A 16,905-nucleotide genomic window follows, 5' to 3' on the forward strand; every position below is an offset into this window, starting at 1 on the left:
AGGAGCCTGTTGAATCGGCTCCGGCGAGAAGAGACGCCGGCAGAAGCGAAGGAAGGTGTAAGGATGACGGAACAGCATAACGAGCCGAAGAAAGTTAATCTGGCGGATGCGATGAAGGAAATGCTGGCCAAGAAGAAGCAGCAGCAAGCGAATCAAAAAGGCGGATTTTCCGGCTCATCGTCGGCCAAAGTGTTGAAAAGCCAAAATACGAAGAAGCCGAATAACCAGCGGCGCCGCACAGGCGGATCCTAGCAGCGTTCCGCGCGGCCATTAAGGGGCTTGTACCGCATGCCATATGTGCGGGACAAGCTTCTTCGTCCTTCAATGATGACCGCTTCAACTTTATTTCCCCACTCCTCCTGCAAGACGGGCATCCCTGCCCTTGTCTAACGGCAGACGCTCACCAGCCCCACTTTTACCCGAATATATCCGTATAATTTTGCAAACTCAGAGGAACAATGAATGTGCTGTAACAGCGTTTTCACCTTCAGTATAATAACAAACAAATAAGGCAGTACAAGACAGGGGGTGCAAAAAGATTCTGGATGACAGAAGTGCTTCCATTCTCGCGTTACTGCAACAGAGGGAAGACTATGTACCTATCCGGGAGCTAATGGATGCCTTTCACATCTCCAAGCGGACCGTGTATTACGATGTCGACAAAATTAATGGATGGCTGAAGTCTAATCGTCTGCCCCCCATCGAGTATGTGCGGAGATCAGGCTTTCTCCTTCCGGAAGCGACTCGCAAGCAACTGCCCGTCACAGCGGGGGCCATTCACCACTCCCAATATAATCCCTCTCGCATGGAACGGAAGGCTTGGCTCGGAATCCATCTGATTCAGCGGACAGAACCGCTATTTCTCCATGATATGGAGGAACTGCTCAAGGTCAGCCGCGGAACCGCTCATGCCGAATTAAAAGGGCTCCAGCACCAATTATCTGCTGTGCGGTTGAGGATTGTCTATCATCGCAAGCAAGGCTACATCGTTGAAGGCAAGGAGCAGGATCAGAGAACAGCACTATCCCTTTTTTTGTACGACTTATTATCTCATGTAAGTTGGAAAGACTTCGTGCCGCAGATTCAAGGTCTGATTCATGCCAATCTGTATCGGAACCAGCTGCCGATATTGCAGGCGGAGCAGTTGTCATCCGTCTACCGCATTATTGCTTCCGGGGAACGAACCATCGGAATGGAACTGACAGACGAGACCGTCTTGCAGCTTGCCGCTCGTCTGCTGCTCTTCACGAACCGGCTCGTTCAAGGGAAGCAGGTAACGATGGACGAGGATGAGAAGGACGCTTTAAAGAAAACGCCCCAATTCAAAGCAGCCTTGCAGATTTCCCGGGAACTAGGGTCGTTGTTCGGCACCGAGTTCCCCGAGGACGAGATTTGTTATATGACCGTTCATTTGCTGGCCGCCAAGGTCAACAAGTTGGAGGAAGAGTCGCATGACCTCATAACGAACAGGCTGCGCGAAGCGACAAGCCGAATGATTGAGTCGTTCGAACAGCGAGGCTGCATTCATTTCACCAATCGCACAGCCTTGGAGAATCAATTGTTCCTCCATGTGAAGTCCGCCTATTACCGGATCAAGTATGATCTCCAGATCGAGAATCCGCTTACGGACATGGTCATGGAGAAATACCGGGAAGTGTTCGAGCTTACGAGACAATCCGTATTCCCGCTGGAGGAACTGCTGGGCAAGCCGCTGGATAACCAGGAAGTTGGCTATCTCGCCATGCATTTCGGCGGTTGGTTGCGGAAGGAGCAAGTCAAGCCGGCGCCAAGCAAGACCGCCGTTATCGTATGTGTGCACGGTGTCTCTGCTTCGCGCATCCTTCGGCTTGAGCTGAAGCGTTTGTTCCCTGCTATCGAGTTCGTCGCTGAACTATCCTTGCGCGAATATGAAGCCTTTACCGGGCAGGTTCATTTTATTTTTTCTACCGTACCATTATCGGAGTGCAGGGTGCCCGTGTTTATCGTCAGCCCGATACTGACCGATGCGGACAAGGTCCACTTGCTGAATCAGGTTCAGCCTTTTCTGGACGGCGGAAGCGTGATGAATGCGCTTGGCCCTTCCGCGCAAGACATTGTCGACCTGGTGAAAAAACATTCTGCCGTCTTGAATGAATCCGCTTTGCAGGAGGATATTAAGCGCTATCTTGCAGCCGTGCGGAACCGGCCTCCCCAGGACAGCCGGCCAACCTTGCCGGAGCTGCTGTCCCCTTCGCGCATTACAATCCGGGAAGGAGTTGCCGATTGGCGCGAGGCCATACGAATCGCTTCACGGCCGCTAGTGGATGACGGAAGCATTCGCCAGCAGTATGTCCAGGCCATGATCGATGCGATTGTTGAGCATGGTCCCTACATTGTCATTGCCCCGGGAGTAGCTATTGCCCATGCCAAGCCGGAAGATGGCGTCGTTCGAACCTCGATGGCCCTTCTTACGTTACAGCGCAGCGTTGCGTTCGGTGAAGCCCTGAGACATCAGGTTCGACTGTTATTCATCGTTGCCAGTCTGGATGGAGATTCTCACCTGAAGGCTTTGACTCAACTATCAGACATGCTTAAGGAAAACAAAAACAGGATGATGCTGGAGAATGCAAACGAGAAGCATGAAATTATGCGATTGCTTCTTCCCTATTAGACTACAGCAGTGGACATCAAGGAGGTTATTTGATGCTTTTTTTGGAACCAGGCCTGATTGAGCTGGACGCCAAGGCCAAGGATGCCGAGGAGGCCATTCGCGCCGCCGGACAATTGTTGGTGGACAGCGGCGCAGCGGAGGACAGCTATATTGAGGCGATGGTGGAATCTTACCGGGAGAAAGGGCCTTACTTCGTCCTTGCTCCTCATATCGCCCTGCCCCATGCCAAACCCGAAACCGGGGTAAAGCAAGCTTCTGTCTCCTTCGTTCGGTTGAAGCAGCCGGTCGAATTCGGCCATACTCGCAACGATCCGGTCGAGTTCGTCTTCGCGCTCGGTTCTTCATCCAATTCAGAGCATATTACGCTGTTGCGGAAGCTGACAACACTGCTTAATGAACCGGCGAATGTGGAAGCGATGAGGGAGGCGGCAACCCCCAAGGATATAGAAGCTATCCTGATCAACGCTGAAGTCTAATATTCCGGTATTCAAGCCACGCGATTAACGGTTACTTTGCCATCTTTTACGACGAACCATTTCACACCTGAGGAGGGCTACTATGAAAATGCTATGCGTGTGCGGCCTAGGGCAAGGAACAAGCTTGATTTTGCGAATGAACGTAGAAAATGTGCTGAAGGAAATGGGAGTGCAAGCGGATGTGGAGCATACCGACGTGTCCACCGCATCAGGCACAGCCGCCGATTACATTGTGACCAGTAATGAGCTTGCGCAAAGTCTGCAAGGGCATTCAGCCAAAATCATTATCGTCAATAACTATTTTGACTTGAATGAAATTAAAGAAACGTTGAAAGAAGCACTGTAAAAAAAGGAGGCATCTCAAAATGGAAGCTCTCTTTTGGATTTCGACGAATATTTTCGGAACACCCGCTATTCTGTTAGGCTTTATCGTTCTGGCCGGTCTTCTCCTTCAGAAGAAGTCGACCACCCAGGTCATCAGCGGCACAGTGAAAGCGGTTATCGGCTTCCTGATTATTAACGCCGGCGCCAGCGTTATCGTCGGTGCGTTGAATGTTTTTGAACCGATGTGGAAGGAAGTATTCGGGCTTGAGTCGCAATCCCTGGGGCAATTTTTGGGGCAGGAGTCGTTCAACGCTCACTTCGGCAGCGCCGTTACATTAGCCATGCTTGTCGGCTTCCTCATCAACGTGCTGCTGGCACGCTTCACCCGGTTGAAGTACATCTATTTGACCGGACATATGATGTTTTGGACGGCTACCATATTCGCCGGCATTGTCGTCCATACTGCAGGAGAAGTATCACAGTGGAAGCTCGTGCTGTTCCTCGCCGTAATTTTAGGGCTGTATTGGACGATTCAGCCTGCGTTGACCCAACCGTTTATGCGCAAAATTACCGGCAATGACAATATCGCGCTCGGACATACCTCCGCATCGGTCGCACTGCTTGGGGCGCTGTTCGGAAAATGGTTCGGCAACGCCAAAAATGATTCGGAAAAAATCAAGGTTCCAAAAGGATTGGAGTTCCTCCGTGATTCTAACGTGATTACCGCGGTAAGCATGGGCGCCCTATTCTTGGTCGGCGCTGTCGTTATCGTCATGAAGGGAACGCCAGGGGCCCAGGAACTGATTGCCCAAGCCGGTCAGCAGAACTTTATTATTTATGCGATCATTCAATCGCTAACCTTTGCTGGCGGCATCGCTATCGTTCTGATGGGCGTTCGCATGTTCATTGGCGAGCTGGTTCCCGCTTTTAACGGAATTGCGACGCGGATCGTTCCGGGCGCCAAGCCGGCTCTCGACGCTCCGATCGTATTCCCGTACGCTCCGAATGCGGTCATTCTCGGATTTATCGGAGCCTTCGCGGGAGCGCTCATCTGGCTGATCGTGCTCGGCAGCACGGTGTCTTATATTTTCGTGCCGACGATGATTGTCCTGTTCTTCCATGGTGCTACCGCCGGCGTATTCGGCAATGTGACCGGCGGCGTTCGAGGCGCGTTAATCGCGGGCTTCCTGACCGCTACCGTGGTAGCCTGGGGCCAGTTCTTCATGGTTCGGTACCTGATCTCGTCGACCGTTCCGGATACGGCGATGTGGGCTGCCGATTCCGACATGTTCATCCTCGGGCCGATCATCCGTTTTCTCGCCCAACTGCTGTTCTAGAACGCATTTGCTCCCGCAACCACGAATATACACAATGCAGGGGGAATGAAAAGTATGAGTTTTATCCGATTGCTTGATCAAGACATACCGAAGGAACAACTGGGATTCACTTATTCCCACGAGCATATCGTCTGCCGGCCCGCTCACTGGTCTGAACGCGGCGAAGATGACTTATTACTGGACGATCCGGCCAAATCGAAGCTGGATGTGCTTGATTTCAAATCCTATGGCGGACAATCGATCGTCGACGCAACGGCAATCGATTACGGGCGCGATGTGCCCGCCGTTCATCACATTATGAAGGACACCGGCGTTCAGATTATCGGCACTGCCGGGTTCAACAAAAGTTTCCTCTGGGATGGCAAAATCAAAGACGAGCTCAAGCCCGTCCTCGGCGATTATGAGACGTATTATGAATGGATCGAGGCGAAGAGCATCAACGAATTAACCGAGTTCGTCATCCGCGAGGTCGAGGAAGGCCTTGAGGGCACTCCGTTCCGGGCCGGTCAGGTTAAGTTCGGAACCGGTTACAACCGGATTACCCCGCTCGAGGAAAAGACGCTGCGCGCCGTCGCCCGCGCTCATCATGCAACCAAAGCGCCGATTCATTCCCATACGGAAGTCGGCACGCTGGCTCTGGAGCAGATTGAGCTGCTCCGCAGTGAGAACGTCGATGTCAGCTTCCTGAGTATCGGCCATATGGATCGTAATCCCGATCCTTATTATCACGAGCAGGTGGCACGGATGGGCTGCTATCTCTCCTTCGACGGGATCGCCAAAATCAAATACGCTCCGGAGAGCACGCGTATCCAGCTTATCCTGGAACTCGTGCGCAAAGGCTATGAGGATCAGATTCTAATCAGCGGTGATACGGCGCGCAAAAGCTATTACAAGCACTACGATTACGGTCTTGGCTTGCGGCATATTATCGCGGACTGGGTACCGCGGTTCATCGATGAGGCGAACCGGGCCGGGTTCGATGGCCAGCAGCTGGTGAACAAATTTTTCATAAGCAATCCGGCTAACTGCTTCGCTTTCAAGCGGTAAAGGAGACGGGAACATGAATTTTCAAGAAGAGAACGCCATGGATGTTGCCGGCAAAATTGAACAAAGTCTATGTGCGATTCTGCCGATCGGGGCCGTGGAGGCGCACGGCCCTCATCTCCCGCTAGGCACCGACAATCTGCTCGCCGAGCGGTTGGCCCGGCTGCTGGCGGACAGAACGAACAGCTTCTTGCTGCCGACCCTTCCCTATGGGCAAGTGTGGAGCCTCCAGAATTTCCCCGGCAGCATCAATGTCTCTAATGAAGCGTTGATCCGAATGCTGTACGACATCGGGGAGAGTCTGGTCCGCCAGGGCTTCCGCATCTTCGCGATGCTGAACGGCCACCTGGGCAACGCGCCCGCCCTGAAGGACGCGGCCCGGCTGCTGTATCGGGATTATCCGGGGCTGAAAGTATACTACTTCTTCTACCCCGGCTCCAAGGAAACGATCGCGAAGGTTCGGGAAACGCCATCTTCCCATGCCTCCTATTTCCATGCGTGCGAACTGGAAACGTCCTATATGCTTTATCTGGCGGAAGAACATGTGGATATGTCCAGAGCTGTCAATGATCCCCCGGCGATCGATCTGGAAGCCGACTGCACCCCGACTCCATGGGAGACGTTCACCTCCACCGCTGTGCTCGGCGACGCTACGCTGGCCACGAAGGAGAAGGGACAACAAATCATTGAATCTACCTTACAGACGATGACCACGATAATCGCGAATGCCAAGCAACGAATTTTATCAGAAAGGGAGCCATGATGCCGGATGCTTCATACGTACTTGAACCAAATTCATGACATGCTGCACCGTATCGAACAACAGGAAGCGAATGCGATTAGTCTGGCCGCCACGAAGACAGCGGAAGCCATCATGAACGGGGGAATTATTCATCTGTTCGGCTGCGGACATTCTCATATTTTGACGGAAGAAGTGTTCTACCGGGCCGGCGGGCTTGTGCCGATCCGGCCTATCTTCGTCGAGAAGCTGATGCTTCACGAAGGGGCGGTTCGTTCCTCGGAGCTGGAACGGCAGAACGGCCTCGCGGAGACATTCATGGAGGATCAACCTATTCGTCCTGGAGAGGTGATGTTCGTTCTCTCCACTTCCGGAAGGAATCCGGTTCCGGTGGATGCCGCTCTGATCGCCAAGGCCAAAGGTGCGTTCACGATCGGCATTACCTCGCTTGCCTATTCCCAGAGCCAGCCATCCCGGCATCGAAGCGGCAAGCATTTATATGACGCTGTTGATCTCGTCATCGACAATTATGCGGTGAAGGGCGACGCCATATTGACCCATCCGGATGTGCCGGTTCCCTTTACGCCGACTTCGACGGTCACCGGCGCAGCGATTCTCAACGCCATTCTGGCGGAAGCCATTGTCAGGATGGCTGAACAGGGGTATAACCCCCCTGTATTTCTAAGCGGCAATATCGACGGAGCCGACGAGCATAACAACGCTCTGATCGAGCGTTATCGGGAGAGAATCCCCCTGCTTTCTTGACCCAAGGTTCCAACTAGCGCAATGTCCGACAGGAGGAATAAGGATGGTAACCAAACAACTCGTAATTCAAAATGAACAAGGCTTTCATGTGCGTCCCGCACAGATATTTACCGATAAGGCCAACGAATTCAAGTCCACGATCAAGGTCAAATCCGAGAGCGGAGAAGAAGCCGATGCCACCAGCATGCTGGAACTGATGACGCTAGGTCTCGTCAAAGGAACTTCGATTACCCTCGAAGCCGAAGGACCCGATCAGCAGGAAGCGATCGAGGCACTGGCCGGGCTGATCGAGAGCAAGTTCGGTGAAGAATGATGGCGGAGCAGCACATTCATGGCATCGGAGCATCGAACGGAATACGGATCGCCAAGGCGTTGGTGCTCCGTAATCAGAGTGACCTGACCAACAGGCGCGAGACCATTAGTCAGGATGAGACAGAGACAGAATTGGAGCGGTTGAAGCAGGCCAGGGAGCATAGCGAGACTGAACTGCTCGAGTTAGCGGAGCATGCGAAGCAGACGCTCGGCGAGAAGCAGGCCGGCATTGTCGTCGGCCAGGCGCGGATGTTGTCCGATCCGGCCCTCTATCCGCTTATGCAGAAGAAGGTAGCCGAGGAGCACCTGAGCGCCGAACATGCGGTAAGCGCCGTGACCGAGCAATTTGCCGCCCGGTTCGAGCGGCTCGACAACGAATATATGCGGGAGCGAGCCGCTGATATTCGTGACCTGGGCAAGCGTCTGCTGGCGCAGCTCGGGGGCGGGCAGCGCACCGACCTGTCCGGCTTGCGCGAGGAGGTCATCCTCGTCACCGATGACCTGGCGCCATCCGAGGCAGTCCAACTCGACAAGAGGTATGTGCAGGCGCTGGTGACGGAGATGGGCGGGAAGACATCGCACACGTCGATTCTGGCACGTTCGCTCGGCATCGCAGCCGTCGTGGGAGCGGGTGAACCTGTTCGCCAGATTGTTAACGGGGAATGGCTTATCGTGGATGGAAGCGAGGGTCTCTGCATACGGATGCCGGATCCGGAGACAGTCGAAGCGTACCGCCAGCGCCAAGAGAGCGAGCAAAGCGAGCTTCACGCCTTGGCCCGGTTCAGAGAAAGGCCGGCGGAGACGAAGGACGGCGTCCGTGTGGAAATGGCGGCAAATATCGGGACGGTTCAGGAAGCGGTCGCGGCCAAGGAGCTGAACGCGGAAGGCATCGGCTTGTATCGGACCGAGTTCCTGTTCATGAATACGGACCGCATGCCGGATGAAGAAGCTCAGTATGCCGCTTACCGGGAAGCAGCGCAACAGATGGACGGCAAGCCGGTTGTCATCCGCACACTGGATATCGGCGGAGACAAGGAGCTTCCCTATCTGGATCTGCCGCAGGAGGCGAATCCGTTCCTTGGCTACCGCGCCATCCGGATCGGACTCGACCGGCAGGAGCTGCTGCGCACGCAGCTGCGGGCCATCGTCCGCGCGAGCCACTACGGGAATGTCAAGGTGATGTTCCCGATGATATCGAGCCTCGAGGAATGGCGGCAGGCCAAAGCCATCTATGAGCAAGCGCGCAAGGAGGTCGTTCAGGAAGGTCATCCCGTAGCCGATGCGATTGAAGTCGGAATCATGGTTGAAATCCCCTCTGCCGCCCTTCTTGCCAGGTCATTCGCCGCAGAGGTCGATTTCTTCAGCATCGGAACGAATGATCTCGTGCAGTATACGCTGGCCGTAGACAGAATGAACGAGAAGGTATCCTATCTGTACGATTACTTCCATCCCGCCGTCCTGCAACTGATTCAGAGGGTGATCGACGCCGCTCATGAGCACAGCAAATGGGCCGGCATGTGCGGGGGCATGGCCGCCGATCCTCTGGCCGCCCCGCTGCTCATCGGGCTCGGTCTCGATGAATGGAGCATGGAAGCTGCCTCCATCGCCACCGTGAAGCGGGCGCTCTCCAGGCTGGACAGCCGCGATTGCCGGGCGCTGGCCGAGCGCTTGCTCCAGCTGGGCACGACCGAAGAAGTGCGGCAAGCGCTGCGCGGGTACGTGGATGGCTTGCCAGAACAATAACGGATCGAACAAACTAGCTGCCGGCGTCATGAATGCGTTATGCCGCGGCATGAGGGCGTGACGTCATGCTGGGGGCATGCTGCGTTATGCCGCGGCATGAGGGCGTAGCGTCATCCTGGGGGCATGCTGCGTCATTCGGGGCTGTCTCATATGTAGCTTGTAAGCTGCAGGGAGACAGCCCCATCCTGCTTCTCACAGCTCAACTTGATAAAAAACTGCAAAATTACAGCTTTTCCTTGCGAGGCTTCTTCCGTGACCGAAATTCCTGCAAAACAGCATGAATATAAGCCATTCCCATGAATGGAAAGCAAAAATCGGGGAAAATGATGCGCTTTTGCAGGAATTTCATCAGATTGTGGCTCAAACAGCGTAAATTGCTGTAAAAATGCAGGATTGCCTCAACCATCTTCCGTCTTTCGTGCTGCCGTTAGTTCCACCGTTAGTTCGCCGTTAGTTCGCCGTTAGTTCGCCGTCAGTTCCACCGTCAGTTCCGCCCCTACTTCCGCCATTAGTGTTGCCGTTAGTCCGACCGCTAGTCCTACGATTAGTCACTGTTAGTCCAACCGCCATTTCCGCCCCTAGTCCTGCCGTTACTCCCGCGCCGCTAGTCCCCCTGTCGCCTTTTCCGCCTCTACATTCTCTGTTGTCCCGTCTTGCCCTGCGCCATGCTTCAATCCCTAGTAGACTGTCCCTTGTTCGGCTTCCGTCACCAACTACTCACCCATTCCTGCTCCCCCGTCTTCGAACGAGACGAGCAGCGAATGGTGGCAGGCTGTCTGCAGATCACGCCAGACCCGGTTCAATGGGTCGCTCTTCATGACCGATGTCATCCCCATGTACGGGAAGACGGCCTGGGCGCATTCGAGCGCGGTCCGGGCCGCATGCCGGCAGGATGCGGACACGCGAGCTTGCTCATCGTCATCCAGCGCTTCGCCTCCGGCCATCCGCTCCCATGATGACTCCAGATCGCCGTAGAACGGTTCGACCGCGGCAGCCAGCTTCGAGCGCTGCGCCGCGAGCAACCGCTCGACGAAGGCGGCGCGTTCGGATGCCGACCAGGCCGTGCGCCGGGCCTCCAGCATCCGCTCCGCTTCGTCAAGGAAGCGGCGCCCCAGGCCGACGGCGACACCGGCGAACGAAGCCTGCGCGAACGGAAGGAACGGATAATCATAGATCGCGTCCCGATCCTCTGTCTGGCGCTCCGTCAGCAGGAAGGTCATCTCCTCCGGCACGAATTGCTCCCGCACGGATATCGTATGGCTGTCCGTCGCCTGCAGGCCGAAGGCATCCCAATCCTCCTCAATCGTCACTTGATCCGGCAGAAATGCGAACGAGCGCATGTCTGGATCCGCAGCGGCGCCATCATTGTCGATGAGCGCATTCGCCGTGAACAAGCTCGCATGCTTCGAGCCGCTGCAATATTTCCATTGACCGCTGACGATATATCCTCCCTCGACACGGCGGGCCGTTCCGGTCGGCATGCCCGATCCGGCCACGACCGCTTGCGGCGGCGAGAATATCCGCTCCGCAGTAGCGGGCGGCAAGAACGGGACGAAGAATCCGCCTCCGGAACCGATCGTGATCGTCCAGCCTACATTCCCGTCGACCCAGGAAGCCTCCTCGAAGAGGCGAACCGCATCCGGCAGCGGCGTCATGCTCCCTCCAAGCCGCTTCGGCACGAACAGCTTGAACCAGCCCTTATTGAACAACAGATCAAGGACGCCCGGCGCCAGGCTTCCGGACCGCTCCATCTCCGCCGACCGCTCACGAATGTACGCTATTTCCTCTGAGTTGAAAAACATCGATATCACTCCTGCTTCTCCGGTCTTGCCGGTGCATTCCGGGATGGGAACCGGTGCGCTCCCGTCCTGCTCCTTCCAATATATCATATGGGCCTCAGCAGCGGACAGGCGAGAGCAGCAAGAGCGCTTCCGTCTTCGTTTTGCGCCATTGCTTTGGCCGGCTGCATTCTTTATCATAGAAGAAAGTGTAACCGAGATAGCTCCTTGAACAGCTCCGCACAGGCAAGACGCGGGGCACGATCTGACCATTCCCGAGCGGAAACGGAGGGCAAGACTATGATTCGTACGGTGTTGTTTGATTTCGACGGCACATTGGCCGATACATTGCCATTGTCTTTGCATGCATTTCGGTTGGTCTTCCAGACCTATGACAAGCGATCGCTGACAGACCACGACATCATGTCCATGTTCGGTCCGACGGAAGAGGGCATTCTGACGGCCAACCTGCGTCATAAGGGCTTCCTTCCGCAAGCAATCGAAGCGTACTATGAGCATTACCGCCGCTGGCATCCGAGCCGCGCCCACTCTTCCGGGCCGGTCATGAACCTGCTGCGGGAGCTGAAGGCCCGGGGCTTGTCCATTGGCGTCCTGACCGGCAAGAGCCGGCGATCCTACGACATATCGGTCCGTCAGCTCGGACTGGCTTCGTATATCGACGCCTCGGTGACCGGCGATGACGTCCAGCAGCCGAAGCCCCATCCGGAGGGCATCTATCAGCTCCTGCAGACGATGGGCTTGGCGCCGAATGAGATCGTATGGGTTGGCGACAGCGAGGCTGACATCGCCGCCGGCCGCAGGGCGGGCGTCCTTACGTTCGCGGCGCAATGGTTCGACACGGTGCAGACGCGGCAATTCGAGACGCAGCCGAATGGAATGCTCCGGCAGCCCCTGGAGCTGCTGGACGTCATCAGCAGCCAGGGAGCGGATTCGTCTGCCGATCGCCGCTGGCTCGACTGGACGATGCGCATTCAGGCGATCGCCCAGACCGGCCTCGCTTACGGCACAGACATCTTTGACCGTGAGCGGTACGAAGAGCTGCGCGATATCAGCGTCGCCATGATGACGGAGCAGACCGGCGCGGAAAAACCGGTGGTAGAGCTGGCCTTTGCCCGGGATAGCGGCTATGCAACCCCGAAGGTTGACATTCGAGGCGTCGTCTTCCAACATAACCGCATCCTGCTGGTCAAGGAGAAATCGGACGGATGCTGGGCGCTGCCAGGCGGTTGGGCCGATGTCGGCCTCTCGCCTGCTGAAGTCGCCGTGAAAGAGATTAAGGAGGAGTCGGGCTATGACGCTGAAGCGGTAGGTCTCTTGGCTGTGCTCGATAAGCGCCTGCACCGCCATCCTCCCGAGCCCCATCATGTCTACAAAATCTTCATTCAATGCCGGCTGTCGGGAGGTACGGCGAGCAGCGGGATCGAGACGGAAGATGTCCGCTTCTTCCCCGAAGACGATCTGCCCGCTTTATCCGTGCAGCGTAACACGGCAGCCCAACTGCACATGCTGTTCCAATACAACCGCCGGCCGGAGCAGCCCGCCTTATTCGATTAATTCATCATAATGGCTAGGCAAATAGAACGTGTTCACACAGTCCGGGTATCATCACGAGAGCGTCTACAAGTACAGAATGGAGTGGCAGCAATGGCTCAACTATATCTCCGCTACGGGGCAATGAACAGCGGCAAATCGATCGAAGTGCTCAAGGTGGCCCATAACTATGAGGAGCAGAACAAGCCGGTGCTTATCTTCACCTCGGCCGTGGACGATCGGGACGGCGTCGGGTATGTGTCGTCCCGCATCGGCTTGAAGCGCCCGGCGCGGCTTGTCCATACCGATACGAATATATTCCGTGAGGTCTCCCTGCACGGCGGCCCCGTCTCCTGCGTGCTCGTCGATGAAGTCCAGTTCCTGACGAAGGAGCAGGTCCTACAGTTGGCCCGCATCGTCGACGAACTGGATATTCCGGTTATGGGCTTCGGGCTCAAGAACGACTTCCGCAATGAACTGTTCGAGGGCAGCCATTATATGCTGCTGTATGCAGACAAAATCGAAGAAATGAAGACGATCTGCTGGTTCTGCGAACGGAAGGCGACGATGAATCTTCGCGTCGGCGACGACGGCAAACCGGTCTATTCCGGCGAGCAGATTCAGATTGGCGGCAATGAGCGCTACTACCCGGTATGCCGCCGCTGTTATTTCCATCCTCCCTTGTAACGGATATCGAACCAAAAACCCAGCGCCTAACGGCGCTGGGTTCACTGTACTTACATAGATTACTCTGTGATTTTTTCAAGGACAGGTGCAAGCGCAATTGGCGGGATGGACATCGTCATCGCTTTATAATAAACATTTAATTTGTCTCCTACCGCATAGGTTTCATTTTGCGGAGAAGGAACCAACAATATCTTGCCTTGATTCACAAGTTCCCACCACTCCCCTTGCAGCGCTTCTTCTTGTGTTGGCGCATTGGCGATGGTCATATACGTGTCACCAATGGAAATGACATATCCGGTGAAAGTCGTTGGTTCCAGTTGATCAATAGATGAGGCAGAAACTCTCTTCGATGCGGATTCATCCGCATGTGCAAAAGTCGGCGTTACGCCTGCCGTAAACCCTAAACCTAAGGACAGAGTGAGTACTGCAACCACCAATTTCTTCTTCGTAATCATATTTATGATCTCCCTTCTATATTTTGGTACATGAATACATTTCTATACAGGAGATCGATATCCTTTTATTTTTACTTTAATTAACAATATTGTCACATTTGCTTTTTATTTGGAGGAAATTTCATGATTCTGAGTGAAATGAGACGACTGGATAAAATCATCTTTCTTTTTCCTGGAGCCACAGAGGCAGAAAAGGAATGGTGCGCTTATTTCTATGCCTTGCTGGAACAAATCCCTTCCTTCCGCACAGAAGGGGCGCTATGCCCATCCTTTGCGGACACGGCCCTGCCGGCGATCGAGTTCCGGACGGGGGATTTGAAGCTCCCGATGATCCTAATGAACACGGACGAGGAGATTCGGCTTCATCACCATCAACATCCTCTCCTTGTCAGCACGACATCCGGTGGCATCGAAGGCTCCCCGATGACAGGAGAACCGGTGATCACACTACACGACGCCGCCTATCATGAGCAGGCCGCTGCGAATACGATATCATACCTGTTCTATCAGCTGCAGGGGCGTCTGACAGGAGTCGATCATGCCGGGCTGAATATCCCCGCTTCTGCCTTAGACCAATCGGAATGGGATGCAGCTATGGCCAAGATAGGCAGCGTAAGCAATCTGTATCGTTATCCCGAAGAAGAGTGGACTTTCATCATTCCGGCCAGCGATGCCGAATTTGAGGCCGATATTACTGAATTTACGGTCAAAAGAACGCCCAAATTCGAATTTGTGTACGATATCTATACGAATAAACCGGTGTTCCAATTCGCGCTGGAAACAAAGCTGTCGCGGCAAGAGCTGGAGGAAATGTTCCCGGAGCCGGCCGGATTCGCCATTCCCGGCTTGGAAGACATCTTCCGATCGGTTATCATTCAGGCCCCCTGGGACAGCAGTATCGGTATCCGGTTCGACTTGTACTATTTGTCGGAAGCCACCGGATTGTCCGATTGGTAATCCGGAGAGTGGCTGATCCGCCATGGAGGAAGACTGAGACCGGAGCGTTAACCGCTTCGGCTCCTATTGAATGGTCACGTTATCCAACGTTGCAGGCCAAGGAAGCACACATGCATTTCATCCGGCAAAATAACCGCAAGCTGGTCAACGGCCAGATGCGAAATATTTTGTTCGGGCTGGAGGCCACCCGCAAAGGGACGGGGTGGCATCTGGATACGCTGCTGCGGCATCCGTCTGGCGGAAGTAACATTCACGTCCTCATCGTCGATGGCAAAGGGAAGGATCTTCTCTCGGCCAATTCCCCACTTACCCGACGACCGGGGGATATACCGATAAGCTCATGCATTCGGTCACCGGACGCTATATGGTTCGCGAAATCAATATGTACCGCTTCACTCGGGATCTATTCGATGACGGGATTGATCCGGTCGCCATGATGTTGAAGGCGAAGACCAATGCGATCAAGGTGGCGGGCATCGCGTTGTTCCGCGGAGAGCAGTGTACGGGCCAGATTCCCGCCGCGAAGGGCCTGCTCCTGTCCTTGCTGCGCAGCAGCTCCCCGAACGGCGAGATGTTGATTCAGTTGGAGGGAGAAAGGGGCAAAAAAGAACACGTAAAGCTTGGATCCATGTCCAACAAGCGGACGGTCAGCGTCTATTAGCGGGACGGGGCGAGCCTGTCCCCTGAGGCAGCCAAATCCTGCGTTTATGCAGGAATATACACGCTTTCAGCCGCTATCTGATGGAATTCCTGCAAAAGCGCATCTTAATCGCCGATTTTTGCTTTCAATCCATTGGAATGAGTGAAATTCATGCCGTTTTGCAGCAATTTTGGTAACGGAGTAAACGTCACAAGGAAAAACTGTATTTTCACAGTTTTTCCGGCAAGTCGATCTGTGAGAGCATGTCAAGCTGTTAGCAAGTCAAGCTGTTAGAAAGTCGAGCTGTTAGAAGAAGGGGGACTGTCTCACTGCAGCTAAAAACTAATGGCAGGACAGCCCCACAGTCATGGAATCAGCGAATCGTTCCGGTTTAGACGGAGTGCGGCAGATGAGGGAAGTCCTCCATCGGAATCTCGCCGTCGAGTCCCAGATAGTACCGCCGGAGTGGGGCGAGCTGATCATCCAGCTCATAGACAAGCGGCGTCCCGGTCGGGATATTGAGACTGACAATGCCGTCGGACGACAAATTGTCCAGATACCGGACCAACGCCCGGATCGTATTGCCGTGAGCGGATACGATGATGCGCTTGCCGCCCGAGATGGCGGGAGCGAGCGTCTCATTCCAATAGCTGAGCACTCGGGCTTCCGTATCGTCCAGATTTTCCGTCAGAGGGAATTCTCCTTCCCGGAGGTCCCTGTATTGGAGTGCGGACGCTTCATACCGCGGATCGCTCAGGTCCAGCGCAGGCGGTCTCACATCGACAGAGCGGCGCCATAGCTGAACCTGCTCCTGCCCGTACCGTTCGGCCGTCTCCGCCTTGTTCAAGCCCTGCAGCGCGCCGTAATGCCGTTCATTGAGCTTCCATGTCTTATGGACAGGAATCCACATCAGATCCATCTCATGCAGCACGATCCAGAGCGTGCGGATCGCCCGCTTCAGCACCGAAGCATACCCTTCGTCGAAGGTGTAGCCGTGCTTTTTCAAAATTTCCCCGGCCAGACGCGCTTCCTTCAGCCCCTGCTCCGACAAGTCGACATCCGTCCAGCCCGTGAAGCGGTTCTCCACATTCCATACGCTCTGACCATGACGCAGCAATACGAGTTTGTTCATCTCAAATCCCTCCTGCCTTCTTCCGGAACGAAGCCGGTATTTCTGATATGGATGATTATAGCAAATTTCGGAGGCCGTATCGAATGCGATGCTTCTCTGCGTCCCGGGCCGATCCCGCCATGGGGAACGGCCCTAAGGCAAGCGGTGGACCGGAGCGACAGCAAGCAGCGAAACGGACCGAAGGCGAGCAGCGGACTGGAGCGACAGCAAGCGGCGAAACGGCCCTAAGGCAAGCGGTGGACTGGAGCGACAGCAAGCGGCGAAACGGACCGAAGGCGAGCAGCGGACTGGAGCGACAGCAAGCGGCGAAACGGC

General features: G+C 55.1%; 19 protein-coding genes. 16 read left to right on the top strand and 3 right to left on the bottom strand.

The features are described from left to right. Nucleotides 1-63: 63 nt before the first annotated feature. The 10 genes from DQX05_RS10485 to ptsP all read left to right on the top strand — a co-directional run bounded on the left by DQX05_RS10485 (nt 64) and on the right by ptsP (nt 9,390). Nucleotides 64-252 carry a hypothetical protein gene (locus DQX05_RS10485; protein WP_087444548.1) on the top strand — a complete coding sequence of 63 codons (189 nt, stop codon included), beginning with the start codon at nt 64-66 and terminating at the stop codon, nt 250-252. Between the two features lie 310 nt (nt 253-562). Continuing rightward, on the top strand, nt 563-2,650 hold the full coding sequence (locus DQX05_RS10490; RefSeq protein ID WP_259391912.1) for a BglG family transcription antiterminator: 2,088 nt from the start codon (nt 563-565) through the stop codon (nt 2,648-2,650). A gap of 32 nt (nt 2,651-2,682) precedes the next feature. Then, on the top strand, nt 2,683-3,126 hold the full coding sequence (locus DQX05_RS10495) for a PTS sugar transporter subunit IIA (RefSeq protein WP_119793312.1): 444 nt from the start codon (nt 2,683-2,685) through the stop codon (nt 3,124-3,126). Nucleotides 3,127-3,208: 82 nt separating this feature from the next. Continuing rightward, a complete protein-coding gene (locus DQX05_RS10500) occupies nt 3,209-3,472 on the top strand; it encodes a PTS sugar transporter subunit IIB (RefSeq protein WP_119793313.1) in 264 nt (87 codons plus the stop codon). 19 nt (nt 3,473-3,491) lie between these two features. Further along, nucleotides 3,492-4,787, top strand: coding sequence for a PTS ascorbate transporter subunit IIC (locus DQX05_RS10505; RefSeq protein WP_119793315.1), 1,296 nt, complete (start codon nt 3,492-3,494; stop codon nt 4,785-4,787). 54 nt (nt 4,788-4,841) lie between these two features. Then, nucleotides 4,842-5,834 carry a phosphotriesterase family protein gene (locus tag DQX05_RS10510; RefSeq protein ID WP_087444544.1) on the top strand — a complete coding sequence of 331 codons (993 nt, stop codon included), beginning with the start codon at nt 4,842-4,844 and terminating at the stop codon, nt 5,832-5,834. Between the two features lie 13 nt (nt 5,835-5,847). Next, a complete protein-coding gene (locus DQX05_RS10515; RefSeq protein WP_119793317.1) occupies nt 5,848-6,594 on the top strand; it encodes a creatininase family protein in 747 nt (248 codons plus the stop codon). 6 nt (nt 6,595-6,600) lie between these two features. Continuing rightward, nucleotides 6,601-7,335 (top strand): SIS domain-containing protein, encoded by a 735-nt coding sequence (locus tag DQX05_RS10520; protein WP_119793319.1) that lies wholly within the window; start codon nt 6,601-6,603, stop codon nt 7,333-7,335. A 43-nt stretch (nt 7,336-7,378) separates the two neighbouring features. Further along, on the top strand, nt 7,379-7,648 hold the full coding sequence (locus tag DQX05_RS10525) for an HPr family phosphocarrier protein (protein WP_119793320.1): 270 nt from the start codon (nt 7,379-7,381) through the stop codon (nt 7,646-7,648). Further along, entirely contained in the window at nt 7,648-9,390 is a 1,743-nt protein-coding gene (gene ptsP, locus DQX05_RS10530) for a phosphoenolpyruvate--protein phosphotransferase (RefSeq protein ID WP_119793460.1), read from the top strand. The genes DQX05_RS10525 and ptsP overlap by 1 nt, the downstream gene beginning before the upstream one ends. A gap of 713 nt (nt 9,391-10,103) precedes the next feature. Here the strand turns inward: ptsP and DQX05_RS10540 are convergent. Continuing rightward, nucleotides 10,104-11,279, bottom strand: a complete 1,176-nt coding sequence (locus DQX05_RS10540; protein WP_259391899.1) for an acyl-CoA dehydrogenase family protein — start codon at nt 11,277-11,279, stop codon at nt 10,104-10,106. A gap of 189 nt (nt 11,280-11,468) precedes the next feature. Here DQX05_RS10540 and DQX05_RS32825 point away from each other — a divergent pair, with 189 nt between their 5' ends. Continuing rightward, complete coding sequence (locus DQX05_RS32825) at nt 11,469-12,743, top strand: NUDIX hydrolase N-terminal domain-containing protein (protein WP_119793324.1); 1,275 nt, start codon at nt 11,469-11,471, stop codon at nt 12,741-12,743. 90 nt (nt 12,744-12,833) lie between these two features. Beyond that, the gene (locus DQX05_RS10550; protein WP_119793326.1) at nt 12,834-13,406 is read left to right on the top strand and encodes a thymidine kinase; all 573 of its coding nucleotides are present in this window, start codon (nt 12,834-12,836) and stop codon (nt 13,404-13,406) included. Nucleotides 13,407-13,465: 59 nt separating this feature from the next. Here DQX05_RS10550 and DQX05_RS10555 read toward each other — a convergent pair whose 3' ends face one another. After that, nucleotides 13,466-13,861 (bottom strand): DUF3221 domain-containing protein, encoded by a 396-nt coding sequence (locus DQX05_RS10555; RefSeq protein WP_119793328.1) that lies wholly within the window; start codon nt 13,859-13,861, stop codon nt 13,466-13,468. A 123-nt stretch (nt 13,862-13,984) separates the two neighbouring features. Between DQX05_RS10555 and DQX05_RS10560 the strand changes: the two genes are divergently transcribed. From DQX05_RS10560 to DQX05_RS10565, 3 genes are all read left to right on the top strand, one after another. Then, on the top strand, nt 13,985-14,818 hold the full coding sequence (locus tag DQX05_RS10560; RefSeq protein WP_119793330.1) for a hypothetical protein: 834 nt from the start codon (nt 13,985-13,987) through the stop codon (nt 14,816-14,818). Between the two features lie 110 nt (nt 14,819-14,928). Further along, complete coding sequence (locus DQX05_RS33405) at nt 14,929-15,255, top strand: Ger(x)C family spore germination protein (RefSeq protein WP_472924366.1); 327 nt, start codon at nt 14,929-14,931, stop codon at nt 15,253-15,255. Next, entirely contained in the window at nt 15,159-15,479 is a 321-nt protein-coding gene (locus DQX05_RS10565) for a hypothetical protein (protein ID WP_119793331.1), read from the top strand. Before DQX05_RS33405 ends, DQX05_RS10565 begins: the two co-directional genes overlap by 97 nt. 370 nt (nt 15,480-15,849) lie before the next feature. On the opposite strand, the gene gpmA is transcribed toward DQX05_RS10565, so the two are convergent. Then, a complete protein-coding gene (gpmA, locus tag DQX05_RS10570) occupies nt 15,850-16,590 on the bottom strand; it encodes a 2,3-diphosphoglycerate-dependent phosphoglycerate mutase (RefSeq protein ID WP_119793333.1) in 741 nt (246 codons plus the stop codon). Between the two features lie 83 nt (nt 16,591-16,673). On the opposite strand from gpmA, the gene DQX05_RS31390 reads away from it, so the two are divergent. Continuing rightward, nucleotides 16,674-16,905 (top strand): hypothetical protein (locus DQX05_RS31390; protein ID WP_220483167.1); only part of this gene is annotated, 232 nt, incomplete at its 3' end.

It is taken from the genome of Paenibacillus thiaminolyticus, assembly GCF_003591545.1.
GTDB lineage: Bacteria > Bacillota > Bacilli > Paenibacillales > Paenibacillaceae > Paenibacillus_B > Paenibacillus_B thiaminolyticus_A.

What these genes read in the sequence shown, in the direction of transcription:
- DQX05_RS10485 (WP_087444548.1), top strand. Translation starts at nt 64, where the DNA reads ATGACGGAACAGCATAACGAGCCGAAGAAAGTTAATCTGGCGGATGCG.
- DQX05_RS10495 (WP_119793312.1), top strand. Translation starts at nt 2,683, where the DNA reads ATGCTTTTTTTGGAACCAGGCCTGATTGAGCTGGACGCCAAGGCCAAG.
- DQX05_RS10500 (WP_119793313.1), top strand. Translation starts at nt 3,209, where the DNA reads ATGAAAATGCTATGCGTGTGCGGCCTAGGGCAAGGAACAAGCTTGATT.
- DQX05_RS10505 (WP_119793315.1), top strand. Translation starts at nt 3,492, where the DNA reads ATGGAAGCTCTCTTTTGGATTTCGACGAATATTTTCGGAACACCCGCT.
- DQX05_RS10510 (WP_087444544.1), top strand. Translation starts at nt 4,842, where the DNA reads ATGAGTTTTATCCGATTGCTTGATCAAGACATACCGAAGGAACAACTG.
- DQX05_RS10515 (WP_119793317.1), top strand. Translation starts at nt 5,848, where the DNA reads ATGAATTTTCAAGAAGAGAACGCCATGGATGTTGCCGGCAAAATTGAA.
- DQX05_RS10520 (WP_119793319.1), top strand. Translation starts at nt 6,601, where the DNA reads ATGCTTCATACGTACTTGAACCAAATTCATGACATGCTGCACCGTATC.
- DQX05_RS10525 (WP_119793320.1), top strand. Translation starts at nt 7,379, where the DNA reads ATGGTAACCAAACAACTCGTAATTCAAAATGAACAAGGCTTTCATGTG.
- ptsP (WP_119793460.1), top strand. Translation starts at nt 7,648, where the DNA reads ATGGCGGAGCAGCACATTCATGGCATCGGAGCATCGAACGGAATACGG.
- DQX05_RS10540 (WP_259391899.1), bottom strand. Translation starts at nt 11,279, where the DNA reads ATGATATATTGGAAGGAGCAGGACGGGAGCGCACCGGTTCCCATCCCG.
- DQX05_RS32825 (WP_119793324.1), top strand. Translation starts at nt 11,469, where the DNA reads ATGATTCGTACGGTGTTGTTTGATTTCGACGGCACATTGGCCGATACA.
- DQX05_RS10550 (WP_119793326.1), top strand. Translation starts at nt 12,834, where the DNA reads ATGGCTCAACTATATCTCCGCTACGGGGCAATGAACAGCGGCAAATCG.
- DQX05_RS10555 (WP_119793328.1), bottom strand. Translation starts at nt 13,861, where the DNA reads ATGATTACGAAGAAGAAATTGGTGGTTGCAGTACTCACTCTGTCCTTA.
- DQX05_RS10560 (WP_119793330.1), top strand. Translation starts at nt 13,985, where the DNA reads ATGATTCTGAGTGAAATGAGACGACTGGATAAAATCATCTTTCTTTTT.
- DQX05_RS33405 (WP_472924366.1), top strand. Translation starts at nt 14,929, where the DNA reads ATGCATTTCATCCGGCAAAATAACCGCAAGCTGGTCAACGGCCAGATG.
- DQX05_RS10565 (WP_119793331.1), top strand. Translation starts at nt 15,159, where the DNA reads ATGCATTCGGTCACCGGACGCTATATGGTTCGCGAAATCAATATGTAC.
- gpmA (WP_119793333.1), bottom strand. Translation starts at nt 16,590, where the DNA reads ATGAACAAACTCGTATTGCTGCGTCATGGTCAGAGCGTATGGAATGTG.